Below are 26,738 nucleotides of genomic sequence, written 5' to 3'. Positions count from 1 at the left end.
CTGGAGGCAGCCAGGCTTTCCATTACGAGGTGCTAGATGAGCGGGCTGGAGCTGCTGGCGTGGAGTCCACCAGGGTGGGGGAGAAACCTCTTCAACGGCGCCATCAGCACCCTGCAGATTTCCGCGCTCGCCTACCTGCTCGGCCTCGGGATCGGTTTGTTCGGCGCGATCGGCAAGCTCACAGGCGGCAAGCTGACCCGGCAGTTGCTTGACGGCTACACCACGATCGTGCGTTCGGTGCCCGAGCTCGTGCTGATCGTGATCCTCTATTACACGGGCACGCAGGCCATCAACAATGTGCTGGTCGGCATGGGCTACGGGCCGGTCAGGATCAATGGCTTCGTGGCTGCGGTGGCGGTGCTTGGCGTCGTGCAGGGCGCCTATTCGACCGAAGTTCTGCGCGGCGCGATTCAGGCCATTCCCATCGGCCAGATCGAGGCGGCGAAGGCCTATGGCATGTCGCCTTTTCTCCTGTTCCGGCGCATCACCTTGCCCGCCATGCTGCCCTTCGCCATTCCTGGCCTCTCCAATCTGTGGCTCAATGCGACCAAGGACTCCGCGCTGATTTCCGTTGTCGGTTATCTCGAATTGACCAAGATCACGCAACAGGCGGCGGGCGGCACGAAGTGGTACTTCCTGTTCTACACCGTCGCGGCGGCCATCTATCTGTTGATCTCTCTCGTCTCGCTCAGAGCGTTCGGTGCGCTGGACCGCTATGTCCGGCGCGGCCAGCCGAAAGTAGGGTGAGGGCGGCGCATGGATTTCACCGTCCTCATAAAGTTTCTGCCGCTTATTCTCACCGGGCTCTGGTACACCATCGTCCTTCTCGTTCTTTCGGTCTTTTTCGGGATGATTCTCGCCATCCCGATCGGACTGGTGCAGGTCACTGGTCCGCGGCCGCTGGCTTGGCTGGCCTCCGCCTTCTGCACCACGATCCGCGGCACGCCGCTCCTGATCCAGCTTTATATCCTCTATTACGGACTGGGATCGCTCTTTCCGCAGATCCCGTGGATCCGCGAAAGCTTCGTGTGGCCGGTCCTGAGGGAAGGGTTCTTCTATGCCGTGCTGGCCTTCACGCTGAGCTTCGCCGGCTATGAAGGGGCGATCATGAAGGGCGCTTTCGCCAGCGTGCCCAAGGGCGAGTTGGAGGCGGCGCGCGCCTTCGGCATGTCGCCCTTCACGGTGCTGCGACGGATCTGGTTCCCGCGCGCCTTCCGTATTGTCCTGCCGACTCTGGGCGGCGAGACCATTCTGCAGCTCAAGGCGACGCCGATCGCGGCGCTGGTGACCGTCATCGAGCTCTATGGCGCCGCCGGACAGATATTCCGCTCCACCTTGGACTTCTTTCCGCCGATGATCATGGTGGCGGTGATCTATATCCTGCTCACCTTCGTCATCACCCGCCTGTTCAACATGATCGAGCGCCAAGTGCCGCAAGGGCGCTGATATTATCTTTTAAAATCATATGGATGTGCCGGTTTAATGAAGCGGCATGGAAGCTGCGTGTCGTTTCAGGTCGCGCTTTCACAGGCAATCGTCTAAAGCAGGCGCAACACCTAGATCAATCAATGGATTAGAGACTTGACGACTGTGACGGCCCACGACCGGCTCGCGAGCCATGCCGGTGAACTTCGCGCCATCAGGCATGACCTGCATCAGCATCCGGAACTCGCTTTTGAGGAGACGCGCACCAGCGAGATCGTGGCGCGGGAGCTTGCCCGGCTCGGCTATGAGGTGACGCGCGATATTGCCGGCACCGGGGTCGTCGGCACGCTGTCTTTGGGACACGGTCGCCGGAGCATCGGGTTGCGCGCCGACATGGATGCCTTGCCGATCATCGAGACCACCGGCCTTGCCTATGCCAGCAAGACCCTCGGCAAGATGCATGCCTGCGGCCATGACGGCCACACCACGGTACTCCTGGCAGCGGCGCGCTATCTGGCCGAGACGCGCGATTTCAACGGCACGGTGCATCTCATCTTCCAGCCGGCGGAGGAGAATATCGGCGGCGCCCAGCGTATGATCGAGGAGGGGCTGTTCAAGCGCTTCCCCTGCGATGCGGTCTTCGCCTTCCACAACTGGCCGGGCCTGCCGACGGGCCAGTTCGCCGTCAGACCCGGCACCATTATGGCCGCAGTCGATACGCCGACTGTGATCATTTCCGGCCCCGGCGGCCATGGCGCGTTGCCTCATAAGAGCGCCGATCCGATCGTTGCGGCGTCGGCGGTGGTGACGGCGCTCCAGACAATCGTGGCGCGCAATGTCGACCCGACGGAGCCCGCGGTCGTCACTGTCGGCACCTTCAATGCCGGCACGGCCTGCAATGTCATTCCAGAAAGCGCCAAGCTCGAGTTCAGCGTACGCAGTTGTTCGGCCGCCGTGCGCAAGCTCCTCGCCGAACGCATACCGGCGATCGTCAAGGGCGTGGCCGAGGCGCATGGCTGCAAGGCCGCGATCGACTACGAATTTGGCTATCCTGCCACCATCAACACGCCGGATGAGACGGCTTTCGCGCGTGCTGTAGCGCTGGAGCTCAAGGGCGATCACCCGCTCATCGACCTCGCGGCGCCGACCATGATCTCGGAGGACTTCGCCTATATGCTCGAAGCCAATCCCGGCTGTTATTTCATGCTCGGTAATGGCGACGGACCCGACCGCAAGATGCTGCACACGGCCGGCTACGACTTCAATGACGAGCTCCTGGTGATCGCGGCGGCACAGTTCGGTCGGATGGCGGAGCGCTTCCTCCTCAAGGTCTAGCTGGCGATTGCCGGCCAGCACGGGGCGGGGTAGGAGAGAGGCATCGCATCCCGAGATTGCCAATGCCGCTTGAGACCTTCCTGCTGTTCGCGCCGGCCTGTTTCGCCATCAACATGGCCTTCGGGCCGAACAATCTCCTGTCGCTCACCAATGCGGCGCGCATCGGTGTCGCCCCGGCGATCCTTGCCGCGGCCGGGCGGATTGTGTCCTTTGCCGCCATGATCGCCATTGCCGGTGTCGGGCTCGGCGCGGTCCTCGCGGCCTCGGAAACGGTGTTCACGCTCGTCAAATATGCGGGTGCTGCCTATCTCGTATGGATCGGCATCAATCTCATCCGCGCCGGTGCGCCCTTGATGCGCGAGGAGCCGGGGGTGCCCAGAGCGTCGCTGCGCAAGCTGACACTGCAGGAATTGTGGGTGGCGGCCGGTAATCCCAAGGCGATCCTGGTGTTCACCGCCTTCTTTCCGCAATTCGTCGACCCCACGTCCTATGCACTGAGCTTCACGATCCTGGGCGCGACATTCCTTGCCTTCGAGACCGTCGCCATCGTGGTCTATTCCTTCATCGGCGCCAAGCTCGGCCGCTATATGCGCGACGGGCGTGCTCTCAAATGGTTCAACCGGACGAGCGGCGCCATGATGATCGGCTTCGGCGTGATGCTCATGTTCACCCGCAGGCCTGCGGCTTAGAGCGTGATGGCTTTAGGACGAGTCGCTATCACGCTTTATCTTGTTTGCGCATGATCTTTTCGGAAAACCGCTTCGCACTTTTCCGGATCATGCTCTAATCCTTTCGAAGACGCTCGGCGAGCTTCGCCACGAAGGCCTGAAGCCGGCCATAGAGGCCGAAATCGTTCAATCGCGCCGTCGCCTTGCCAGGCGGCAGCTCGACTTCGTCGATCTCGAGGGACGCCTGTTTCACATCCTCGCCGTCGAGCTCCGACACGGTCAGCGAGGCGGGTCCCATCTGGATGCGGTCGCCCATGCCGATGCGGTCCTCGCAGCGCAGACGGAAGGCTTCGGTGATCGTCAGGCCCTTCAGATCATCGGGAACGGCCAGGCCATAGGCGCCGGCAAGCTCATCCAGCGAAATGGCGCCGGTGAATTCGAAGGAGGCGACCGGATGGTGTGATTGGATGGCGTCGGAAGCGGCGAACAGGCGGTCGAGGCGTTGGGCGCGTTCGGTCGGCACCAGGAAATAGGCGTAATCACCCGGGGTGAGGGCCTTGGCCTCGGCCCACGTCATCACGCGCTCGTCGCGCGCCACCATGATGGGCTGGATCCACGAAGGCAGGTCGGTCCGGGTCAGGATCGGGCTGTCCGCGATGATCGGAAAGCCCACCATTTCGCGGTTGGTCTGGCCGGGTAGGTCGATCTCGACACGCTGTGTATCGGGGGCCGTCTCGGTGAGGGCGACGCCGAGGCCGCGCGCTACGGCGGTGAGCGTCCAGCCCTGAACCAGAAGCGAGATGAAGACGGCGACATAGGCGACGTTGAAATAGAGTTCGGCATTGGCGACGCCCGACAAAGTCGGGATGGCGGCGAGAAAGATCGACACTGCACCGCGCAGGCCGACCCAGGAAATGAAGGTCTTCTCGCGCACGGTGAAGGGAAAGCGCCACAGGCAGAGCCAGACCGCCACCGGCCTTGCGATGACGATGAGCGCCACCGCGAGCAGGATGGCGGGCAGGAGATAGCCAAGCAGTTTCGAGGGCGTGACCAGGAGTCCCAGCACCAGGAACATCACGATCTGGCAAAGCCAGGTCGCGGCGTCGTGGAAGGTCAGGATCGACGGGAAGGCACGCGCCGGGCGATTGCCGAGCACGAGGCCCGCCAGATAGACGGCGAGGAAGCCCGACCCCTCGACGGTGGCGGGTGCGGCGTAAATGGCGAGCGCCGCGGTCATGGCAAAAAGCGGGTGGAGGCCGGCGGGCAGCGACATGCGGTTCAGGGCCTGCACCAGGAGATAGCCGCCGACAAGCCCCGCCACGGAACCGATCGCCACCTGACGGACGAGCAAGTTGATGACATCCATCGTGGAGCCCTGCGGCCCAAGCAGGATGAGCTCGACCAGGACGATGGTGAGGAAGACGGCGAAGGGGTCGTTGGTGGCCGATTCGATCTCGAGCGTGGCGGATACTTTCCGGCGCAATTGCAGGCCGCCGGCCCGCATCAGGAAGAACACGGCGGCGGCGTCGGTCGAGCTGACGATGGCGCCGAGCAGCAGGCCCTCGAGCCAGGAAAGGCCGAGGACCAGGCAGGCGAGCAGGCCGGTTATGGCGGCGGTGAGGAAGACTCCGACCGTCGCCAAGACGCTGGCGGGCAGGAGGCTGCCGCGGAAAGCGGAGAGCCTGGTCCTGAGGCCGCCGTCGAACAGGATGATCGCCAGCGCCACGGTGCCGACCATGTAGGTGAGACGGTAGTCGTTGAAGACGATGCCGCCGGGGCCATCCTCGCCGGCCAGCATGCCGATGATGAGGAAGACGAGCAGCAAAGGCGCGCCGAATCGCGTGGCAATCAGGCTTGAAGCGATGCCGACGAGAATGAGGACCGAGAGAAACAACAGTCCGAGATTGATGAGGCCGATCTGCTCCATCCTCGTGCCTTAGCAGAGGCTCAGGCGGCTGACCAAGCGCTCTGTAAGTGATGCTGCTATAATTGCATACTGACCTGGCAGGGGGCACCGGCGAAAGCTGATTGATCGGGAGCCGATTCGCCGGGTACGGGCCGGGAAGTGAGCGCAGATCCTAGGATTTCTCGAAACGGATACCGCAGTTCTTCTTGATCGAGGCCTCCTTGATGGCCTTTTTCTGACCCTTGAGCTGCGCCAATTCCGCGGCGGTCTGCCCGTCGCCCTCATTGGCGAACAGGATTGGCCAGAACAGGATGAGGCCGACAGTGGTCTTGATCGTGTCATTCTGGCGGTTTTTGTCTTGAACGCCGGCCACCTGGGCGGCGCGGGCGGAAATCCTCTGACCCTCCGCGGCCAGCTGCTCGCAGGTGTAAGGCTCGTAGACCATCGGTGAAATATAGCTCGCCTGGATATTCTCGGACTTGGACGCGCATCCCGCGACCAAGATCATGGCCACAAGAGCCACATTGATTTTCATTTGCTGTTTTCTCCCCAACCCGGTCGCCCGGGTCAGCGTTGCATAACGCAAACAAAATCAGTGGGAAATACAATGTAGAGGCGGGCGTCCTCGCCGACCGGCTGCTGGTCTACCAGGTCTGGATAGGCTGAGGGCCCTCTTGCCGGTTCCTGGGCGTGCCCGAGCCCAAAGATGCATTTTCACGCACGAACAGCCGGGAGGAGTTCTGGGTTCGTCTCGCCGGCACGGATTGACGGCCAGCGGTGGCGCACAAGTGCCTGATGCCCGCAAGTTCCGCTGCGATCTCGACAAGATTGAGATCGATCACGGGTCAATTCGTTGATGGGGCGCCTCGCGGTTCCGGCTGGCCGAGGACGAAGCCCTTGCCATCCAGATTATAGATATCGGGCCGGAAATTGATCGCGCCTTCAGGCGTCGCCCAGGCGGTCAGATACATGAAGCGAACGCTTGGCGGTGTCTGCACTTTCAGTTCATAGGGTTGCCGGGTTCCGATGATCTGGCCGTACTGATCGGGGCTGTAGTCCGCCTGATCCCGTAGCACCCAGTCGACGACCGTTTGCACCTGATCGACACGGATACAGCCCGAGCTTTCGAAGCGCGCATTGCTGCCGAACAGCTCACGGTGCGGCGTATCGTGCATGTAGACCATGAACTTGTTGGGGAAGTTGATCTTGACAGTGGCAAGGGCATTGTTCTCGCCCGGGTCCTGACGGAAGAAATAGCGCTCCGGCGGCGTATTCGCCCAGTCGATCGTCGAGGGATCGATTTCCGGGCCATCTACGCCGTCGAACACCCGGATTTGCATTTTTGCCAGATAGCTGCGGTCCTTGAGATAGTGTGGAACGATGTCGCGTTCGACGATCGAGGCTGGAATCTTCCAATAGGGATTGAAGGTCACGTCGCTGACCGTGCTCACCAGTGTCGGCGACGGGCGATCGAGCTTTCCCGCCACGATGTTGTGACGCGAGAAGACCCGGCCATCTTCAACGGTCTCGAGCTGCAGCGACGGGATGTTAACGAGGATGGACCGCCGTCCGAGGTCCTGCGCATAGGCCGAGACGCGGGGCTGATTCTCGAGCAGCGTAGCGAGGCGGATCTCGGCGGGGATGTTGAGCTCGGTCAGCGTGCGGTCGCCGACCGTGCCGGTCGGTGCCACGCCATGATTGACCTGAAACGCCTTGACCGCGTCGACCATCGCGGCGTCGAACAACGAGCCGTTGGGTCCGCCAAGCGTGTCGAAGGGGAGATAGTTCTCGAAGATCAGTCGCTGACGCAGCAAAAGGACCTGCTCGCCTTTGGCGCCCTTGGACAGCTTCTTGCTGGTGATCTGGGGCCAGCCGCCATTCTTGACGATCTGCTTGTAAAGCACGATGGCGTCGGCAAGGGCCTGTTCCGAGCCTCCTGTTAGCATCGCCAGCTCATCATTGTTGGCGACGATCTGGGTACGGGTCGCGAGCTTGCCGGGTGCGGAAACCTGAGGAGCGACCGAGGCAGCTGACCCATTATCTTGCGTGTCCTGCGCGAAAACCGGCGCGGATGCGAGACTGAGCAGCAGCACGGCGATGCCCGCTCCATGTCGGAAGCCAAGTTGCCGGGGTGATTCCATTATGGACCTAGGCCTCCTTGCAGCAGCGAATCCATTGATCCAGTCGACGGACTGTTCACAAATGTTGTGTTTTCTGGGACATTTCCCCGATAGTCCGAGTGCTATCTCGTAATAATGCCGAGATTAAGGTCGGGCGGGGTTTTAGTAACTACTTGATTTCGTTGGTGAGCCCGGATGGGTTCGAACCATCGACCCTCTGATTAAAAGTCAGATGCTCTACCACTGAGCTACGGGCCCACATCGAAAGGCGGGCGGACCATAGTTGCGCCGGAACGGCCGGTCAATAGAAAGCCGTTGATGTTCTGGTCCGGTCTTTGGAAAAGGGTACGGTTTTTGCCTAAAAGCCCTTGTAACAGACTGTTCAGCCTTGCCACCTAGTTTGCCGGCCGTCCGACGCCCCCTGGAGATCCTGACCGACCATGCCCAAATCCCAGCCTATCGCTGTCGTCGTCCTTGCCGCCGGGAAGGGGACGCGCATGCGTTCCGACTTTCCGAAAGTGCTGCACAAGGCGGCCGGGCGGACCTTGCTCAGCCATGTGCTGCACGCCGCGGCCGGGGCCAGGCCGCAGCGAACCGTGGTCATTGCCGGGCCGGACATGTCGGCGGTCGGCGCGGAGGCCCGCCAGGTGATTCCCGACGCCGTCATCGCCATCCAGGAGAAGCGGCAGGGCACCGCCCATGCGGTCGGCATGGCGCAGGACGGGCTCAAAGGCTTCGAGGGCACCGTGCTCGTCCTCTATGGCGACGTGCCGCTCATCCGGACCGAGACCATCAGGGCGCTGGCGGAGGCGGTGAACGATGAAAGTCCGCTCGCCGTTCTCGGCTTCCGGGCTGCCAATCCGACCGGCTACGGCCGCCTCATCCAGAATCGCTCCGGGAGGCTCATCGCCATTCGCGAGGAACTCGACACAACGGTCGACGAGCGCCGCATCGACCTGTGCAATTCGGGCTTCATCGCCGTCACCGCCAAGTTCCTCTGGCAACTTCTGCCCCGGATCGACAACAACAACGCCAAGCACGAATATTATCTGACCGACCTCGTCGGCCTTACCGTCGCCGAGGGCAGTCAGGTGGCGCTGGCCGAATGTCCTGAAGCCGAGGTCCATGGCGTCAACACAAGGGCGCAGCTCGCCCAGATCGAGAGCCTGCTGCAGGCACGCTACCGGCAAAGTGCTATGGACAATGGCGCGACGCTCATCGATCCTCCTTCGGTTTTTCTTTCGGCCGACACCGAGATCGGCAAGGATGTCACGATCGAGCCGCATGTCATCATCGGGCCGCAGGTCAGGATCGGCGACAATGTGGAGATCATGGCCTTCTCGCATCTCGAAGGTGCGAAGATTGCCGACGGTGTGCGGATCGGCCCATATGCCAGGCTCAGGCCCGGCGCCGAGATTGGCCGCAATGCCCATATCGGCAACTTCGTAGAGATCAAGAAGGCGACGATCGGCGAGGGCGCCAAGGCCAATCATTTGACCTATATCGGCGACGCGACGGTCGGCGCGCGCAGCAACATCGGCGCGGGGACCATCACCTGCAATTATGACGGTTATGACAAGCATCTGACCGAGATCGGCGCGGATGTCTTCGTCGGCTCGAATACGGCGCTGGTCGCGCCGGTCAAAGTCGGAGACGCGTCTAATATCGCGGCCGGAAGCGTCATCACCGAGAATGTCCCCGAGCATGCGCTCGCCATCGCGCGCGGACAGCAGGCGGTGAAGCCCGGTTGGGCGAAACGCTACCGCGAGATGAAGAAGGCCAGGAAAGAGAAGAAGGGTAAGGCGTAAACATGTGTGGCATAGTCGGCATCCTGGGCACCGAGCCCGTCGCCCATAGCATCGTCGAGGCGCTGAAGCGCCTGGAATATCGTGGCTACGATTCAGCCGGCATCGCCACCATCGAAGGCGGCAAGGTCGAGCGGGTGAGAGCGCCCGGCAAGCTCCACAATCTCGCGGACAAGCTGAAGGCGACGCCGATCCGGGGCACGACCGGCATCGGCCATACGCGCTGGGCCACCCATGGCGTTCCCAACGAAACCAACGCGCATCCGCATGTGTCGGGCGATGTCGTCATCGTGCATAACGGCATCATCGAGAATTTCAAGCCGCTCAAGGAGGAACTGCAGAAGGAAGGCTATGTCTTCACCTCGCAGACCGACACCGAGGTGGTGGCGCATCTAATCGCGCGCGAGCGGGCGAAGGGGCTCAAGCCCAGGGACGCCGTGGCCAAGGTGCTGGGCCGGCTCGAAGGCGCCTTTGCGCTCGCCGTGCTGTTCAGCGGCGAGCACGACCTGATGATCGGCGCCCGCATGGGCGCGCCGCTCGCCGTCGGCCATGGCGAGGGGCAGATGTATCTGGGCTCGGACGCGATCGCGCTGGCGCCCTTCACCAATCGCGTCACCTATCTCGAGGATGGCGACTGGGTGGTGCTGACGCGCAAGTCGGCCGAGATCTTCGATGCCGAAGGTCGCGAGATCACCCGGCCGATGAATTTCACGCAAGCCTCGGCCTTCATGGCAGACAAGGGCAAGCACCGCCACTTCATGGCCAAGGAGATCGCCGAACAGCCGGAAGTGGTCGGCCGCACGCTCGCCGAATATGCCGACTTCTCGGAGCGCGCGACGCGGCTGCCGGAGCAGATGAAGATCGATTTCGGCAAGCTCGACCGCCTCACCATCACCGCCTGCGGCACCGCCTATCTCGCCGGCCTCACCGCCAAATACTGGTTCGAGCGCTATGCGAGGCTGCCGACCGAGGTCGATATCGCGTCGGAATTCCGCTATCGCGAAGCGCCGATGCCGAAGCGCGGCGCCGCCATCGTCATCTCGCAATCGGGCGAGACCGCCGACACGCTGGCGGCGCTTCGTTATTGCAAGTCGCAAGGCCAGGACACCGTGGCGCTCGTCAATGTGCCGGGCTCGACCATCGCGCGCGAGGCGGATGCGGCCATCTTCACCTATGCCGGCCCGGAGATCGGCGTCGCCTCGACCAAGGCCTTCACCTGCCAGCTTACCGTGCTGGCGGCGCTCGCTGTCGCCGCCGCCAAGGCGCGCGGCGCGATTACCCGCGAGCAGGAGCGCGAATTGATCGGTGCGCTGATCGAAGCGCCGCGGCACATGGCCGAGATTCTGAAGGACGAGAAGCACATTGCCGATGTGGCGCGCGAAGTGGCGCATGCCCAGGACGTGCTCTATCTGGGGCGCGGCGTGAACTTCCCGATCGCGCTCGAGGGCGCGCTGAAGCTCAAGGAGATTTCCTATATCCATGCCGAGGGCTATGCGGCGGGTGAGCTCAAGCATGGCCCGATCGCGCTCATCGACGAGAATGTGCCGGTCATCGTCATCGCCCCCAGGGACGATCTGTTCGAGAAGACCGTCTCCAATATGGAGGAGGTGGCGGCCCGAGGCGGAAAGATCGTGCTGATCACCGATGATCAGGGGCTCGAGGCCCACGGCCAGCGCACCTTCCAACGCATCCGGGTGCCCCGGGCGCATGGGATTCTGAGCCCCTTGCTCTATGCCCTGCCGGTGCAGCTTCTGGCCTATCACGCCGCCGTGTTCATGGGAACGGATGTAGACCAGCCGCGCAACCTGGCAAAATCAGTAACGGTCGAGTGAAGAGGGGCGCCTTTAGCTAAGCTTTAACCTTAATCCTCCACTCTCTGTCCCATGAGAGTCCGGTCAGTTTTGCTTGCGTGTGTATGTACCGCTTTGCTTGCCGCGCCTGCGGCGGTTGGCGGCACCATTGCCACGAGCCAGAGTTCATCCACCAGTCTTTCCACGGCGGCGCGCACCGCGCTCCAGGCGGGAGACCTGCAGACGGCGATCGCCGGCTATTCGGCGGCGATCGAGGCGCGCGATCTCCATCCCGAACAGCTGGCCAATGCGCTGATCAACCGCGGCTATGCCTATCAGCAGTCGGGCGATCATTCGCGGGCGGTCGACGATTATACCGCGGCGCTCAGGGTGGACGCCATGAACGGCAAGCTGCGCGCCACTACGCTCTATAATCGCGGCCTCTCGCAGCAGAAACTCAATCACCCCGTCCTCGCCATCGAGGATTTCACCAGCGCTCTGTTCCTCGATCCGGAATTCTCTTACGCCTACTATCTGCGCGGCACCATTCTGCGCGAGAACGGCCAGCTTCTCTTCGCGCTGAGCGACTATGAGAAGGCGCTGCGTTTCAAGCATCCGCAACCGTATCTCGTTTATTACGGCGAGGCGCTCGCCTTCGAGCAACTGCACCGCCTGCCGGAAGCTCAAGCCGCGCTCAACAACGCGGTCAGTGCCAATCCGAACTACAAGCCGGCGCGCGACAAGCTCGCGGCACTCGGCGCCTTGCCGGCGGCGGCCGTCGCGGCGGCCCAGCCCGACGCCAAGCTGATCACCGCCTCGATCACCACATCACCCGAGCAGGTTGTGCGCAAGGATGCGCTGCCTGATGCGGTGAATCCGCCGATGCAGCTTGTCGGCGAACTGCCGGTGCAGATGGTCAAGGCGGTTCCGGTCAAGCCGGTCAAGGAAATCGACGACCGCATTCCTCCCGAGGACGGCCCGCAGCTCGCGGCGGCGGAAGCCACGCAAATCGCGGAGCCGGCGGCTTCCGGCTACACGCTCGAGGCCAATGCGATCCCGCAGCCGAACGAAATCGCGCCACCCAAGAAAAAGGCCGCCGAAGCGAAGCCTGTCGAGACGAAGCCCGTCGAGCAGATCGTGGCGGTCGAGGCATTGCCGGAACCCGGCGCCGACACGGCTCCCGCCGTGCAGGAACAGTCGGAAGACCAGGCCGCGCGGGTAGAGCCGGCGGCGCAGAACAGCGACGCTCAGCTGACCGGCTGGTCCATCCAGCTGTCTTCGGCGCGTGACGAAAAGCTCGCCTGGGGAACCTGGGAGAAGCTGAAGGCCAGGCACAAGACTCTGAACGACATGAAGCCCCTGGTGGTGCGGGCCGATCTCGGCAAGAAAGGCGTCTATTATCGCCTGCGGCTTGGCGGCTTCGACTCGCAGTCGGATGCCCAGTCCGCCTGCGGCAAGCTGAAGTCACGCGGCCTGTCGTGCTTCGTCAGCAAGATCGACTCGTAAAGCTTCCGTGATCAGAGAGCGCTTCCGGCCAAAGTTGCGCGACTTTGGCGAATAAGGAAGCGCTACAGATTAAATATTCTCGAGCCTTTTGCCCACTTTGATCGAATCGTTTCGAACCGATCAAAGTGGGCAAAGCTCTACGGAAGGGACCCTACCTGCTTGCGCAAGACCTTGGGGTCATGCACAAAAGGGGAATGTCCTCGTCCCAGAATATGTCCGATGAGCCGAAGCTCGCACCGGTAGCATCCAGTTCCCTCGGCAGCAGGCTCAGAACCTATTTCCTGACCGGCATCGTCGTTACAGCGCCCATCGCGATTACGCTCTGGGCGTCTTACTGGTTTGTAACCTTGTTCGATGCCTGGCTGCGTCCGCTCATCCCGGCGGTGCTCGACCCCGGCCACTATCTGGCGTTCCGCGTACCGGGCATCGGCCTCATCTTCGCGTTGCTCGGCATCACGCTGATCGGGGCGCTCGCCGCCAATCTCGTCGGCCGCACGATCCTCGCCTTCTGGGACAGGCTTCTCAACAGAACGCCTGTGGTGCGCTCCGTCTACAAAGGCACCAAGCAGATTTTCGAGACTCTGTTCTCGCAATCCGGCGCCAGCTTCCGAAGTGTCGGCCTCATCGAATGGCCGCGCCGGGGCATTTACTCGCTGGTGTTCGTGTCGCGCGAGGTCGATGGCGGCCAGATCGGTCTTGAACCCGGCCGCGCGATGTATGCGGTCTATATCTCGACGACCCCAAATCCGACTTCGGGCTATGTCTATTTCGTCGATGTGAGCGACGTGCGGATCATCGACATGCCGGTCGAGGACGCCGCCAAAATGGTGATCTCGATGGGGCTCGTCTTCCCGGAAGGAGATGGCCAGGTCAAGACGATCGCCGCCAATATCGAGCAGGACACGGCGCAGCGACTCCTGCAGTTGCCCGGGAAGAAGACCGCGACATAATTCAGGCGCGCAACGGCTTATCCGAAAACCCTGCAATGTTCATCCGGCGGAGATCAGGCGCACCGCATCGTCGCGTTCGAAGAGATAGAGCAAAGCGCGCAGCGCCTCGCCACGCGGTGTCGCGAGATGGGGATCGCGCGCCAGGATGAGACCGGCATCGTCGCGCGCCACGGCAAGCAGATCGGCGTGCTCGAGGATATCGGCGAGCTTGAAAACGGGGAGCCCGGCCTGGCGCGTGCCCAGCATCTCGCCGGCGCCGCGCAGGCGCAGATCCTCTTCGGCGATGCGGAATCCATCTTCTGTTTCACGCATGATGGTGAGGCGGGCTTTGGCGGTCTCGCCGAGCTTGCCCTGGTATAGAAGAAGGCAGGTCGATTTGCCGGTGCCGCGTCCGACGCGGCCGCGCAACTGATGTAGCTGCGCCAAGCCGAAACGCTCGGCATTCTCGATGACCATAACCGTCGCTTCCGGCACGTCGACGCCGACCTCGACCACCGTGGTCGAGACCAGAATTCCGATTTCGCCCGATTTGAAGCGGGCCATCGCGGCGTCCTTCTCGGCCGCCTTCATACGGCCATGGACGAGGCCGGTGCGGCCGGGAAAAGTCTCCGCCAGCATCTTGGCGCGGTCTTCGGCGGCGGCGAGATCGACGAGTTCGCTTTCCTCGACCAGCGGGCAGATCCAGTAGGCGCGGCCATCGGCATTCAGAAGCCGGCGCAGGCCGTCGATGACCTCGTCCATGCGCTCGGACGGCATGACCCTGGTGTCGATCGGCTGGCGCCCGGCCGGCTTCTCGGTGAGCTTGGACACCTCCATGTCGCCATAGACCGTGAGTGCCAAAGTGCGCGGGATCGGTGTCGCGGTCATGACCAGGAGATCGGCATCCTGAGCCTTGGCCTGGAGCGCCAGGCGCTGATGCACACCGAACCGATGCTGCTCGTCGATGACGACGAGGCCAAGATCGTGGAACTCGACATCATCCTGGAACAGCGCATGGGTGCCGACGAGAATGTCGATCTCGCCTTTGGCGAGCATGGCGAGGAGACCTTCGCGGGCGCGACCTTTCTCGCGACCGGTCAGCAGAGCGAGGCGCAAGCCGGCCCGTTCGCAGAGCGGCGTCAGCGTGGCGAAATGCTGGCGCGCCAGGATCTCGGTCGGCACCATGAGCGCGCCTTGCGCGCCGGATTCGATCGCCGCCGCCAAGGCAAGCAGCGCCACCACCGTCTTGCCCGAGCCGACATCGCCCTGCAGCAGGCGCAGCATGCGCTCGGGCGCCGCCATGTCGCGCAGTATCTCCCCGAGGGCCGTCTGCTGCGAAGACGTGAGCGTATAAGGCAGCTCCGAGATGATACGCGCGCGGATATCACCGGTGCCGGGCAACATGCGCCCGGCCTTGCGCTTCATGTGTTTGCGCACGAGCGACAGAGCGAGCTGATTGGCGAGCAACTCGTCATAGGCAAGCCGCATATGCTCGGGCGTCGTCAGCGCCAGATCCTCATGCGTCTGCGGCTGGTGCGATTTGCGCAAGGAAGCCGCGAAATCTGGCCAGCCCTTGCGTTTGAGCCAGGCCACGTCCTGCCATTCGGGCAGCGCGGGGATGCTCTCGAGCCCGGCGCGCATGGCGCGGCCGAGGATCTTGGGTGAAAGCCCTGCCGTCAATGGATAGACCGGCTCGATCAGCGGAAGCTTGGCGAATTCATCGGCGGAGACGATGTGGTCGGGATGGGCGATCTGCGGCGAGCCCTGGAACCAGTCGACGGCGCCGGAGACGAAGCGCGTCTCGCCGGGCGGGAGCAGACGCTGCAGATGATCGGCGAAAGCGTGGAAAAACACCAGGGTCAGGGTGCCTGTCTCATCGAAGCAGTCGACGCGATAGGGCAGGCGCTTCAGATGCGGCGGCGGCGAGCGGTGCTTTCCGACCGTTACCTCCACCGTGACGATGCCCTTTTCGGGCAAGGCGTCGAGCTTGGGGCGTTCGCGTCGGTCGATCAGTCCCGACGGCAAGTGGAACAGGAGATCGATGATGCGCGCTTGCGAATTTGCCGGTGCGGCAGGACGCAGCAGCTTGGCCAGCACCTTGTCGAGCTTGGGACCGATGCCCTTGAGGCTGGTGGCGCTGGCGAAAAGAGGATTGAGTTGAGGCGGACGCATGCCCCAATTTCACGATTAGGCGGCCTTCGCGCAAGTCATTGCGCTGAGGCTTTCCAGCCGCTAAGCAGGGCAGCCCATGACCACCCCCACGGAAACATCTGAGATCCGCCGCAAGCGGCTCCTCTGGCGCGCCAGCCATCGCGGCACCCGCGAGATGGATCTGTTGCTGGGCGGCTTCGCCCAGGCCCGTATCGACAGCTTCAGCGAGGCCGAACTCGACGAGCTCGAAATCATCATCGGTCTGCCGGACCCGCAGCTGATGGGCTGGATTCTGGGCGATATACAGGTTCCGCCACCGCAAGCGACGCCTCTTCTCAAGGCGCTTCTGACTTACAGGCCATGATCGACAGCAAACGCCTCACCGAACGCCTGGGACTTTCCGGGCGCACCATCGTTTCAGGAGTCCTGGAGGGCCTCGACGCGATGGCGGCCGCCGAAGCGGCCCGGCTTCTCGCCGGCAAGCCGCTGGTGCACATAGCGCTCGACGATCAGCGCATGGCGAGCCTCGCCGAGGCCCTCGCCTTCTTTGCGCCCGATGTCGAGGTGATCTCGTTTCCGGCCTGGGACTGCCTGCCTTATGACCGAGTGTCGCCGGCGGCGAATGTCGTGGCGCGCCGGCTCGCGGCGCTCGCGGCCCTGGCGATCCGGAGCAAGGCGCCGCGCATTCTTCTGACCAGCGTAAACGCGGCTCTGCAGCGCCTGCCGGAAGGGCGCGTCATCGCCGAGACGACCTTCCAGGCTGCTCCCGGGCAATATGTCGACACGGAGAAGCTGCAGCTCTTCCTGCAGCACAATGGCTATTCGCGCACCGGGACGGTGGTCGACGCCGGCGATTTCGCCGTCCGTGGCGGCATCATCGACATCTTCCCGCCCGGCGCCGAAGGACCGGTCCGGCTCGATTTCTTCGGCGACGCGCTCGAATCGGTGCGCCGCTTCGACCCGCAGTCACAACGCTCAACCGGGACGCTGCGCTCGCTCGTGCTGCATCCGGCGAGCGAAGTGCTGCTCACACCCGAATCGATCGGCCGTTTTCGCACCTCCTATGCGGCGGCCTTCGGTGGTCTCGACATCAACGACCCGCTTTATGAATCGGTGACCAACGGGCGGCGCTACCAGGGCATGGAGCACTGGCTGCCGCTTTTCCACGACAAGCTGGAAACGATCTTCGACCATGCGCGCGAAGGCGCGGTCTCGCTCGATCATTCGGCGGACGAGGCGGTTGTGGCGCGGCACGAACAGATCGCCGAATTCTACGATGCGCGGCGCGAGGCGCTGACTCAGGACACATTTGGCGCGGCACCCTACAAGCCGCTCAAGCCCCAGGCTCTCTATCTCACGCAGCAGGAATGGACCGAGCTTCTCGTCGACAGGAGCGTGCTCGCCTTCACGCCGTTCGAGACGCCGGACAGCGCCGTTGCGCCGGTTCTGTCGATTGGCGGCCGGCAGGGGCGCAGCTTTGCGGCGGAACGCGCCGAGGCCGGCGCCAATGTCTATGAGGCGGTGCGCGGGCATGCCAATGCGTTGCGCGCCAACGGCAAACGGGTCGTCATCGCCACCTGGTCGGAAGGCTCGGCCGAGCGCCTCGAGACCATCCTGCGCGACCACGATGTGTCGCCGCTCGCCCAGGGTAAGGACTGGGCCGAGGTGCGGAATCGCCCCCGGGACATCGTCAGCATCGTCGTGCTCGGGCTCGAAGCCGGTTTCGAAAGCGGCGATCTCGCCGTGCTCTCCGAGCAGGACATATTGGGGGACCGCCTGGTGCGGCGCGGCCGCAAGGCGCGCAAGCCTGCCGATTTCATCTCCGAACTGTCGGCATTGACCCCGGGCGATCTGATCGTCCATGTCGATCACGGTCTCGGCCGCTTTGAAGGCCTCAAGACCATCGAGGTGCAGGGCGCCCCGCATGACTGCCTCTTCATCATGTATGCCGGCAATGACCGGCTGTTCCTCCCCGTGGAGAATATCGAGCTCCTGTCGCGCTACGGCTCGGACGAGGAGGGCGCCAATCTCGACCGCCTGGGTGGCGGCGCCTGGCAGGCGAAGAAGGCGAAGCTCAAAGAACGCATCCGCGAGATCGCCGAGAATCTGATCAAGACGGCGGCCGCCCGCGAACTCAAGCCGGGCGAGATCCTGCCGCCGCCCGACGGGCTCTATGACGAGTTCTGCGCTCGCTTCCCCTATGAGGAGACGGAAGACCAGCTCGCTGCCATCGAGGCGACATTGGAGGACCTGCAGAAGGGACGTCCGATGGACCGTCTCATCTGTGGCGATGTCGGCTTCGGCAAGACCGAGGTGGCGCTGCGCACGGCCTTCGTGGCGGCGATGAACGGCAAGCAGGTGGCGGTCGTCGTGCCGACGACGCTGCTGTCGCGCCAGCACTTCGCCACCTTCAACCAGCGCTTCCAGGGCCTTCCGCTCAGGCTCGCCCAGGCCTCGCGCCTGGTCGGGCGCAAGGAGATCGAGGCGGTGAAGGATGGGCTCGCCAAGGGCGAGATCGACATCGTGATCGGGACCCACGCGCTGCTCGCCGAAAGCGTCAAATTCCGCGATCTGGGCCTTCTCATCATCGACGAGGAGCAGCATTTCGGCGTCAAGCACAAGGAGCGGCTCAAGGAACTGCGCGCCAATGTGCATGTGCTGACGCTGACCGCGACACCCATTCCGCGCACCTTGCAGCTCGCGCTGTCGGGCGTGCGCGAGCTGTCGCTCATCACCACGCCGCCGCTCGATCGGCTGGCGGTACGCACCTATATCTCGCCCTTCGATCCGGTGGTCATCCGCGAGTCGCTGCTGCGTGAGCATTTCCGCGGCGGCCAGAGCTTCTATGTGTGCCCGCGCGTCGCCGATCTCGAGGAGCAGGCCGACTTCCTGCGCAATCATGTGCCGGAAATAAAATTCCGCACCGCCCACGGGCGCATGGCGCCGACCGAGCTCGAAGACATCATGAGCGGCTTCTATGACCGCAAGTTCGATGTGCTGCTGTCGACGACCATCGTCGAATCCGGCCTCGATATCCCGACCGCCAACACGCTGATCGTTCACCGCTCCGACATGTTCGGCCTGGCCCAGCTCTACCAGATCCGCGGCCGTGTCGGACGCTCCAAGCAGCGCGCTTATGCGCTGTTGACGACACCTGCCAACCGCACGATGACGCCGGCGGCGGAGAAGCGCCTCAAGGTGCTGCAATCGCTTGATTCACTGGGCGCCGGTTTCACCCTGGCGAGCCACGATCTAGACATCCGCGGTGCCGGCAATCTGCTTGGCGACGAGCAGTCGGGCCATGTGAAGGAGGTGGGCTACGAGCTCTATCAGTCCATGCTCGAAGAGGCGGTGGCCAAATTGCGCACGGGCGAGGAGACGCTCGAAGCCGAAGGCACGTGGTCGCCGCAGATCAATATCGGCACGTCCGTTCTCATCCCCGAACCCTATGTGCCGGATCTGCAACTGCGGCTCGGCCTCTATCGCCGCCTCGCCGATCTCCAGGAGGAGAGCGAGCTCGACGGCTTTGGCGCCGAATTGCACGATCGCTTCGGGCGCATCCCGGAAGAGGTGAAGCATCTTCTCGATGTGGTGTCGATCAAGATCCTGTGCCGCAAAGCCAATGTGGCGAGCGTCGATGCCGGGCCCAAGGGCGCGGTAATCGGCTTCCGCGGCGATCAGGTCGGCAATCCGAAGAAGCTCGTGGAGTGGATCACGGGGCAGGGTAGCCTGGCCAAGCTGCGCCCCGATATGAAGCTGGTAATCATGCGGAGCTGGGATACGCCAGAAGATCGCCTCAAGGGCGCCCGACAGATCATGACCCAGATGGTGAAGCTGGCAGCTTAGCGCGAGATAAATATGCCCGAAGCAGCTTCCCTGCCGGAGGGTTCTTTTCATCCCTGCCGGGGCGACCACTCTGCAACGCGCAAGCCTCTGCGATCGCAAGATCATTTCTGAGGACCGAGATTCGGAAAGGTCGCATTTTCGCGTTTTCCCTGTATCTACGCTGTATCTCGCGCGGACAGGCCCGGAGGAGGGCTTCCTGCATTTTCGGCGACGTTTCGAGCCCGTATGGGTGCTTCGCTGGCTTCCGCGGCGATCAGTTTGGCAATCCGAAGAAGCTGGTGGTCATGCGCAACCGACATACGCCGAAAGACCACCTCAAAGGCGCCCGTCAGGTCATAATCTAACTGGTGAAGCTGGCAGCCTGATTTGGCCGAGGCCTTATTCGTCCAGCGCTTTCGGATCGAGCGGACGCGTCAGCTGATACCGCAGCAGGACCAGATTGCCGACGACCGTCACAGCGATGGCGCCGATCAGGAATGCTATGGACGACATGGCAAATTCTCCCCGTGCCCCGTCCTTAGGTTGTGCCACATCCATTAATGATTCGTTAATGCGTTCTGCTCGATGGCCTTCTTGATCGTCTCGGCGGGATGCGCGCCCGAGATGGCGTAGCGGCTGGCGAAGATGAAGGTCGGCACGCCGGTGATGCCCATCTTGCCGGCGGCATTGATCTCGGCAATGACCGGATCGAGGTCGGCTCCGGTGGCAAGAAGCTGGGTAACGAGCGCGCCGTCGAGGCCCACATCCACCGCCGCCTTGATCAAGACCTCGTGGTTCCCGATATCGGCGCCCTCGGCGAAATAGAGGGCGAAAAGGCGATCGACCATCTCGGTCTGCTTGCCGGCCTCCTGCGCCCAGCGGATCAGGCGATGGGCGTCGAGCGTGTTGGGCGAGCGGGTGATTCTTTCGAACGCGAAGGCAATGCCCTCGGCCTTGCCGATCTCGACCAGTTGCGCGTGGGTCTGGGCCAGGCGCTCCAGATTGCCGAATTTGCGCTCGAGATAGGTCTTGCGCGGCAGGCCCTCCTTGGGGATCGTGGGATCGAGCTGGAAGGGTCGCCAGAAGACCGCGAAATTCTGCTCGGGCAGCATGCGCATCGCGGCTTCGAGGCGCTTCTTGCCGACATAGCACCAGGGACAGACGACATCGGATACGACGTCGATGACGACAGGCGTGCTCATCTCACATAGCTCATGGTTTGATAGTGTTGACGGAAAGCAACGACCTCGGAGCGGACCTTTTCGGGCGCTTCGCCCTTGACCATCACCTTGGACATCAGCCAGGCGATCTCGGCCATGGCGTCTTCCTTCATGCCGAAGCGCGTCACTTCCTGAGTGCCGATGCGGATGCCGTTGAGATCGCCGGCGACGGGAGCGACGGGCAGGCCGATGCCGCAGAGCAGGATATTGGCGCGCGCCAGATGCTTGGAGGTCGACTGTCCGCCGCCATAGGGCTGGGCCGGCAAGGCGAGGTGATGGCTCTCGGTCGCGTCGCGGCCTTGGGCGCGATGCACCTTGATGCCATGCTTTTCCAGCTGCGTACCCAGGGCATTCGCATTGGCGATGGCTTGCGCCGCATAGGCCTCGCCATGGGCGATTAGATCGAGGATGGAAAGCGCCAGCGCGGCGGTCTTGCCGAGATCGAAATTGGCGGTGAGGCCCGGATAGGCGATCTGGTCGAGACGTCGGGCGAGCTCGGCGTCGCTGGAAAGGATGAGGCCGGATGGCGGGCCGCCAAAGGCCTTGTAGGTGGACATGGTCATGAGATGGGCGCCTTCGGCCAGCGGAGCCTGGAAATGCCTGCCGGCGATGAGACCGCCCATATGGGCCGCGTCATAAAGAAGGTAAGCGCCGACCTCGTCGCAGATCTGACGCATCTCGCGGACCGGATAGGGATAGAGGCAGAGGGAGCCCGCGACGGTGATGAGCTTAGGCCTGAGGCGCCTGGCATCGGCGCGCAGCCGGTCGAGATCGACCGTCATGCGCTCCCCGTCATGCGGCACGGGATGGGTCACGAGACCATAGAGGCCGGCGGCGCCGTCCTTGTGATGCGTGACATGACCGCCCATCTCGCCCGTAAAGGCCATGATGCTGTCGCCCGACTTTGCCGTCGCCATGAAGCTGTAGAGATTGGCGAGCGCGCCCGACCCGACGCGGATTTCGGCGAAAGGAGCGGCGAAGAGGCGCTTCGCCAGATCCTCGGCGATGACCTCGATCTCCTCGGCATATTCCATGCCCATCTCGTATTTGTCGCCGGGATAACCGAGGCTCGGGCGGTTGCCGAGGGAGCGGGCGAGCAGCGCCGCGGCGCGCGGATTCATCACATTGGTGCCGGCATTGAGGCCGATCGATTCCCGGTCCATGTGGCGCTCATGATCATCGATCAGCCGCATCAGCCGGGCTTCGATCGCCGCCGGATCGTTCAGGCCTCCGAGCGCGCTCTCGATCCCCTCGATCACCGTGGCGCAATCGGCCGGGAGCCAGGATTTCTGTGCGATCGGCTGGACGGTCATGGCAAGGGGCCCCTTCGGATCTACAATTCGAACGCGTTCTTATCGCCAGGGTCGGACAACCTTGGCGGGAGGCGTTCCTGTTACGGCTTCGCGTACCATAGCGCAGTGCCTTCGAAACCCGGAAGGGGGGGCTGCTTGGGACGGCCGATGGTGTCCCAGCGCGCCACCCACTGGCCGCCTGAATCATAGAAGGGCACGATATAGAAGCCGCTGACCAGGAGCCGGTCGAGCGCGCGCACGGCCGAGACGAAGTCCTCGCGTGTGGTGGCGGACAGGAGTGCGGCGATCATGCGGTCGACGGCCGGATCGGCGATGCCGGGGTAGTTGCGGGTCCCCGGCACTGTGCGGCCGGCGCTGCCGTAGTAGAAATCCTGCTCATTGCCGGGAGACAGCGAATTGTACCACATCACCGGCAGCATATCGAATTCGTACGTGTCGAGCATGCGCTGGAACTGGGCGGAATCCACCTGGCGGATGCGCACGTCGATGCCGATCTGCTTCAGCGTGCGCTGGTAGTGCAGCGCAATCTTCTCCTGCTCGCGGGTGAGGCAGGAGATGGTAAAGGTGAAGGGAGCATTGGTCTTGATGTTGACCAATGCGCCGTCGCGGATTTCCCAACCGGCTTCCTTCAACAAGGTCACGGTGCCGCGCAACACCTTGCGGTCGCGTCCCGACCCGTCGGTCCTGGGCAATACATAGGTGCCGTCGAGAATGCGCGGATCGATGCGCGACGCATCGGTGCCGAGCAACGCCATCTCGCGTGCGTCGGCGGAATGCCCCAGATAGGAAAGCTCCGAGCCCGAATAATAACCCTGGGTTCGGCGATAGAGGCCATACAGGAGATTGTCATTCAGCCATTCGAAATCGAATGCCTCGGTCAGCGCCCGGCGCACCTTCGGATCCTCGAAGAGGGGAATGCGTGTGTTGAAGGCGAAGCCCGAGGCGGCGGCGGGCGTCTGCTGTTCAATCCGTTCACGGATGACCCGACCCTCGGCAACGGCCGGGAAATCATAGCCATAGGTCCAGCGCGTCGGGTCGGTTTCCACCCGGATGTCGGCGAGCCCCTTCTTGAAGGCTTCGAAAGCCGAATTGTGGTCGCGGAAATAATCGAAACGCACCTCGTCGAAATTCCACACGCCGCGATTGAGCGGGACATCCTTGCCCCAGTAATCCGGATTCTTCTTGAGCGAGATGCGCTCGCCGGGCTCGATACCGGCAAATACATAGGGGCCCGACCCCATGATCGGATCGAGTGTGCTCGCCTCGAAATTCCGCTTCTCCCAGTAATGCTTGGGCAGGATCGGCATGAGGCCCATGATCAGCGGCAATTCGCGGTCACCTTCGTCCTGCGTCATCACGATGGTGCGGGCATCCGGCGTTTCGAGTGTCCTGATCTTGGAGTAATAGGTCTTGAAGCGCGGCAGGCCGTGGTCGCGCAGAATTGCGAGCGAAAAGGCGACATCGGCCGAGGTCACCGGCGTGCCGTCGGAAAAACGCGCCTCGGGCCTGAGGACGAAGGTCACCTTGTTGCGGTCGGGGCTGACATCGATGCTTTCGGCCAGGAGACCATAGACGGAGAAAGCCTCGCCGTAGTTCCGGCTCATCATGCTTTCGAAGACATAGGTGCTGATACTCACCGCCTTCTGGCCCTTCACGATGAAGGGGTTGACGCTGTCGAAGCTGCCGGTGACAGCCTGGCGGAAGATGCCGCCCTTGGGCGCGTCGGGATTGGCGTAGGGGAGCGATTTGAAGTCCGCCGGCAAGGCGGCATCGCCATGCATGGCGATGCCGTGGCGGGGCTCGGCGGCGGCGGGCACGATGCCCAGCACTGCCGCGAGAAGGACGCCGGAAATCCAGGTCTTCATCATATTCATTGATCAAGCGCGCCAAATTAGCATGTTGGAGCCAATCCTTATCGCCAAGCCCGCAACTTTGGCGGGATTCGCTCCAGCGCGGGATGCGAAAAAGTGGACACCGGTTTTTCGCAAGAATCCCGCGCTAAAATATAAGAATCGATCACGTTTATGAGTTTGGATCGATTCGATCCAAACTCATCATGATCGAGCGATTCGCCCGGAGCCCGGCTCAGGTCACAGAGATTTGGTTGGCAAACCGACCGAAATCATGGCCGGCGGCCCAATCTCAATGCCGGCGCGCGTCGCGCAGCCGGTAACGGCTGTTCTTGGAATCGAAGCCTTCGAAGAATTCGCGGATCTGCGGATGCCGAATGGGTTCGCCGGAGCCGTCATCGAGCAAATTCTGCTCGGAAACATAGGCGACATATTCGGTTTCTTCGTTCTCGGCGAAGAGATGATAGAAGGGCTGGTCCTTGCGCGGCCTGATGTCTTCCGGAATGGACAACCACCATTCCTCGGTGTTGTTGAAGACCGGATCGACATCGAAAATGACGCCGCGAAACGGGAACAAGCGGTGTTTGACCACTTGCCCGATCCGAAATTTCGCCAGAGGAATTGCGCCCGTCATGGCCCCTAAATGACGCGCCTTGGCGCGGAAGGCAAGAGGCTAGGAAGTCGCTTGTTGGACGGGGAATTACGTCCCATAAATCAATCACTTCAAGGGAGCGTACTTGGCCGCGATTCTCGATCTAGCCTTGCCGTTTTTCGGCCTGGTGGCGCTGGGCGTCGCCGCCGCCCGCATCTGGTCGGTCGGCGAGGCGGGCCTCCAGTGGCTCAATATCTTCCTCATCTGGTTCGCTCTGCCGGCCCTGATCTTCCTGGTCGTGGCGGCTGCGCCTTTCGAGCAACTCATCGATTGGCCTTACGTCACCGCGACGACCTCGGCGACGGTCGTCGCTTTCCTTGCCGTATTTCTTGTCTCCTAGCGTCTCCTCGGCTTCACCTTCAAGGTGGCGGCGCTGCAGGGCACGGCGGCGAGCTATGGCAACGTCGGCTATATGGGCCTGCCACTGGCGATCGCCTTCTTCGGGCCGGAGGCGGCGGTTCCCGCAGCACTCGTCTTCTGCTTCGACTGCACGGCGCAATTCACCCTCACCGCCTTTCTGGCCACGCTCGGTCATGAACGCAACGAGGAGGCGCATTGGGGCGAGATCGCGCTGCGCATCCTCAAGCAGGTTTTCGGCCATCCCTTCATCGTTGCCACGATCCTGGGCGGCATTGCCTCGGCCTTGTCCTTCAAGGCGCCGGGCGCACTCGGCACCATCCTCACCATGCTCATGAATTCGGCCGGGCCCGTGGCCTTGTTCGCGCTCGGAGTCACGGTAGGCGCCCGCCAGTTCGGTGGCATCGGTCGCGAAATGCCGTTCGTCGTCGGCATGAAGACGCTGCTACAGCCTTTGCTCGCCTTCGTCGCTTTGAGCTTCTTCGTGCCCGGACTCGATCCTCTCTGGCGCGATGTGGCGCTGATGATGGCAGCCCTGCCGACCGCCTCCAATGCCTTCATCCTGGCCAGCCAATACAAGGCCTATATAGAGGGTTCATCCACTGCGGTGCTGATCACCACCATCATCTCGGCCGTCACAATTCCCTTGCTGATCTATGTCATACAGGAGGGCTAGCGCCGAGGCCCACATTCATCGCGAAGCGGCGCAACGGGCCGAAGGACGCGAGCGCGGCGAGGCCGGCGGCGCGGCCGGCCTCCAGCGGCAGATAGGCGGAGAGCAGCGAGCGGTTCATCAGGTCGATGACGGTCTGGCGCGGGCGCACATCGCGCTGACGGCGCTGGTCATAATCGGTGAGGAGCTTGGCGGCGGCGATATCCTCGCCCCTGTCACGGCCTTGCGTGATGAGCGCGACGGCGTCATGCGCGTCGCGGAAGGACATGTTCAGGCCCTGGGCGCCGATCGGCGGCACGGTGTGGGCGGTCTCGCCGATCAGCATGACGCGATTTCTGGCGAAGGTTGTGGCGCGTGCGCCCGACATGGGGAAGGACCGGCGCGGGCCGATGTCGTCGACGAGGCCGAGTTCGCCATGGCACATGGCCTGGATCTCGGCGGCGAGCGCCCTGTCGTCGAACTGCATCAGCTCGTCCGCGCGTTGCGGCCTTTCCATCCAGACCAGCGAGGAACGTCGTCCCGGCAAGGGCACGGTTGTGAAGGGGCCGGCCGGCTTGTGATACTCGGTCGATACGTCGCGATGCGGCTGCGAATGGGCGAAGCTCACGGCGATGGCGGTCTGGTCATAGGACCAGGAGACCATATCGATGCCGACGGCGCGGCGCAGCGCGGAATTGCGCCCATCGGCGGCGAAGGCGAGCACGGCTGTGACGGCAGCGCCGGTGTCCAGGGTCACACTGGCGACTTCCGCATCGGCTGCATAATCAGCAACGCTGGCTCGAAGGAAATGAACGCCGAGCTCGCTGGCCCTGGCTTCGAGCCTGGGCTTCAGCAGAGCGAGCGGGATGTTCCAGCCGAAGGCATCGAGACCTGCCTCTCGAGCGGAAAAGACGAGTTCGGGGGCCGGGAAGAGGGCGCCGGTATCATCGACGAGGCGGAGCTTGCGCAAGGGCGCCGTGCTTTCCCTCAGGTCGCCTGGCCACTGGCCGCAGTCCTCAAGCACGGCGAGCGACGGCATCATGAGGGCAACCGTGCGCGGATCGGGCTGCGTCTCTCCGGGGCCGGTGATCAGGGCGGTCCGGAAGCCGCGTGTGGCGGCAAGGCAGGCGGCGGCGAGACCGGCGGGGCCGGCACCGGCGACGATCACATCAAAATCGGGAAGCTTGGACATAAGGTCACAATGCGGTCGTGGCCTTTGCTCTTCAAGAGCGAG

General features: G+C 63.1%; 21 protein-coding genes and 1 tRNA gene. 12 read left to right on the top strand and 10 right to left on the bottom strand.

The window, feature by feature from the left end; translation table 11 throughout:
- Positions 1–36: 36 nt before the first annotated feature.
- From G5V57_RS29165 to G5V57_RS29150, 4 genes are all read left to right on the top strand, one after another.
- Positions 37–747, top strand: coding sequence for an ABC transporter permease (locus G5V57_RS29165; protein WP_165171943.1), 711 nt, complete (start codon positions 37–39; stop codon positions 745–747).
- A gap of 9 nt (positions 748–756) precedes the next feature.
- Positions 757–1,446, top strand: coding sequence for an ABC transporter permease (locus G5V57_RS29160; protein ID WP_165171941.1), 690 nt, complete (start codon positions 757–759; stop codon positions 1,444–1,446).
- A 135-nt stretch (positions 1,447–1,581) separates the two neighbouring features.
- The gene (locus G5V57_RS29155; protein ID WP_246737419.1) at positions 1,582–2,760 is read left to right on the top strand and encodes a M20 aminoacylase family protein; all 1,179 of its coding nucleotides are present in this window, start codon (positions 1,582–1,584) and stop codon (positions 2,758–2,760) included.
- A gap of 62 nt (positions 2,761–2,822) precedes the next feature.
- Entirely contained in the window at positions 2,823–3,449 is a 627-nt protein-coding gene (locus G5V57_RS29150) for a LysE family translocator (protein WP_165171939.1), read from the top strand.
- A gap of 94 nt (positions 3,450–3,543) precedes the next feature.
- Here the strand turns inward: G5V57_RS29150 and G5V57_RS29145 are convergent, their stop codons facing one another.
- From G5V57_RS29145 to G5V57_RS29130, 4 genes are all read right to left on the bottom strand, one after another.
- Positions 3,544–5,355 carry a potassium/proton antiporter gene (locus tag G5V57_RS29145; RefSeq protein WP_165171937.1) on the bottom strand — a complete coding sequence of 604 codons (1,812 nt, stop codon included), beginning with the start codon at positions 5,353–5,355 and terminating at the stop codon, positions 3,544–3,546.
- Between the two features lie 151 nt (positions 5,356–5,506).
- On the bottom strand, positions 5,507–5,869 hold the full coding sequence (locus G5V57_RS29140; RefSeq protein ID WP_165171935.1) for a hypothetical protein: 363 nt from the start codon (positions 5,867–5,869) through the stop codon (positions 5,507–5,509).
- 310 nt (positions 5,870–6,179) lie between these two features.
- The gene (locus tag G5V57_RS29135) at positions 6,180–7,475 is read right to left on the bottom strand and encodes a murein L,D-transpeptidase (RefSeq protein WP_165171933.1); all 1,296 of its coding nucleotides are present in this window, start codon (positions 7,473–7,475) and stop codon (positions 6,180–6,182) included.
- 162 nt (positions 7,476–7,637) lie between these two features.
- Positions 7,638–7,712 (bottom strand) — tRNA-Lys (locus G5V57_RS29130).
- A 182-nt stretch (positions 7,713–7,894) separates the two neighbouring features.
- Between G5V57_RS29130 and glmU the strand changes: the two genes are divergently transcribed.
- The 4 genes from glmU to G5V57_RS29110 all read left to right on the top strand — a co-directional run bounded on the left by glmU (position 7,895) and on the right by G5V57_RS29110 (position 13,505).
- Positions 7,895–9,262, top strand: a complete 1,368-nt coding sequence (gene glmU / locus G5V57_RS29125; protein ID WP_165171931.1) for a bifunctional UDP-N-acetylglucosamine diphosphorylase/glucosamine-1-phosphate N-acetyltransferase GlmU — start codon at positions 7,895–7,897, stop codon at positions 9,260–9,262.
- 2 nt (positions 9,263–9,264) lie between these two features.
- Complete coding sequence (glmS, locus tag G5V57_RS29120) at positions 9,265–11,091, top strand: glutamine--fructose-6-phosphate transaminase (isomerizing) (RefSeq protein WP_165171929.1); 1,827 nt, start codon at positions 9,265–9,267, stop codon at positions 11,089–11,091.
- A gap of 93 nt (positions 11,092–11,184) precedes the next feature.
- Positions 11,185–12,555: an SPOR domain-containing protein gene (locus G5V57_RS29115; protein WP_165171927.1), complete on the top strand. Its 1,371-nt coding sequence runs from the start codon at positions 11,185–11,187 to the stop codon at positions 12,553–12,555.
- Between the two features lie 194 nt (positions 12,556–12,749).
- Positions 12,750–13,505 carry a DUF502 domain-containing protein gene (locus tag G5V57_RS29110; protein ID WP_246737418.1) on the top strand — a complete coding sequence of 252 codons (756 nt, stop codon included), beginning with the start codon at positions 12,750–12,752 and terminating at the stop codon, positions 13,503–13,505.
- A gap of 39 nt (positions 13,506–13,544) precedes the next feature.
- Here the strand turns inward: G5V57_RS29110 and recG are convergent, their stop codons facing one another.
- Positions 13,545–15,656, bottom strand: coding sequence for an ATP-dependent DNA helicase RecG (gene recG / locus G5V57_RS29105; protein ID WP_165171925.1), 2,112 nt, complete (start codon positions 15,654–15,656; stop codon positions 13,545–13,547).
- A gap of 76 nt (positions 15,657–15,732) precedes the next feature.
- Between recG and G5V57_RS29100 the strand changes: the two genes are divergently transcribed.
- Both G5V57_RS29100 and mfd read left to right on the top strand, forming a co-directional pair.
- Positions 15,733–15,999 (top strand): succinate dehydrogenase assembly factor 2, encoded by a 267-nt coding sequence (locus tag G5V57_RS29100; RefSeq protein WP_165171923.1) that lies wholly within the window; start codon positions 15,733–15,735, stop codon positions 15,997–15,999.
- Positions 15,996–19,481, top strand: coding sequence for a transcription-repair coupling factor (mfd, locus tag G5V57_RS29095; protein WP_165171921.1), 3,486 nt, complete (start codon positions 15,996–15,998; stop codon positions 19,479–19,481). The genes G5V57_RS29100 and mfd overlap by 4 nt, the downstream gene beginning before the upstream one ends.
- Positions 19,482–20,017: 536 nt before the next feature.
- Here the strand turns inward: mfd and G5V57_RS29090 are convergent.
- From G5V57_RS29090 to hspQ, 4 genes are all read right to left on the bottom strand, one after another.
- Complete coding sequence (locus G5V57_RS29090) at positions 20,018–20,662, bottom strand: DsbA family oxidoreductase (RefSeq protein WP_165171919.1); 645 nt, start codon at positions 20,660–20,662, stop codon at positions 20,018–20,020.
- On the bottom strand, positions 20,659–21,993 hold the full coding sequence (gene glyA, locus G5V57_RS29085) for a serine hydroxymethyltransferase (RefSeq protein WP_165171917.1): 1,335 nt from the start codon (positions 21,991–21,993) through the stop codon (positions 20,659–20,661). Before glyA ends, G5V57_RS29090 begins: the two co-directional genes overlap by 4 nt.
- An 80-nt stretch (positions 21,994–22,073) precedes the next feature.
- Positions 22,074–23,861: an extracellular solute-binding protein gene (locus tag G5V57_RS29080; protein WP_165171915.1), complete on the bottom strand. Its 1,788-nt coding sequence runs from the start codon at positions 23,859–23,861 to the stop codon at positions 22,074–22,076.
- Between the two features lie 274 nt (positions 23,862–24,135).
- Positions 24,136–24,477: a heat shock protein HspQ gene (gene hspQ, locus G5V57_RS29075; protein WP_165171913.1), complete on the bottom strand. Its 342-nt coding sequence runs from the start codon at positions 24,475–24,477 to the stop codon at positions 24,136–24,138.
- A gap of 103 nt (positions 24,478–24,580) precedes the next feature.
- Here hspQ and G5V57_RS29070 point away from each other — a divergent pair, with 103 nt between their 5' ends.
- Together G5V57_RS29070 and G5V57_RS29065 are read left to right on the top strand one after the other, a co-directional pair.
- Entirely contained in the window at positions 24,581–24,835 is a 255-nt protein-coding gene (locus tag G5V57_RS29070) for a hypothetical protein (RefSeq protein ID WP_165171911.1), read from the top strand.
- Positions 24,836–24,859: 24 nt separating this feature from the next.
- Positions 24,860–25,528 (top strand): AEC family transporter, encoded by a 669-nt coding sequence (locus tag G5V57_RS29065; protein WP_165171909.1) that lies wholly within the window; start codon positions 24,860–24,862, stop codon positions 25,526–25,528.
- Here the strand turns inward: G5V57_RS29065 and G5V57_RS29060 are convergent.
- Positions 25,512–26,696, bottom strand: coding sequence for an FAD-dependent monooxygenase (locus tag G5V57_RS29060; protein WP_165171907.1), 1,185 nt, complete (start codon positions 26,694–26,696; stop codon positions 25,512–25,514). The genes G5V57_RS29065 and G5V57_RS29060 overlap by 17 nt on opposite strands.
- Between the last annotated feature and the right edge of the window lie 42 nt (positions 26,697–26,738).

The organism is Nordella sp. HKS 07, from assembly GCF_011046735.1.
In the GTDB taxonomy this organism is placed as follows: Bacteria; Pseudomonadota; Alphaproteobacteria; order Rhizobiales; family Aestuariivirgaceae; genus Taklimakanibacter.
The sequence above is the reverse complement of the archived record's forward strand: the minus strand, read 5'-3'. Positions and strand labels throughout refer to the sequence as shown.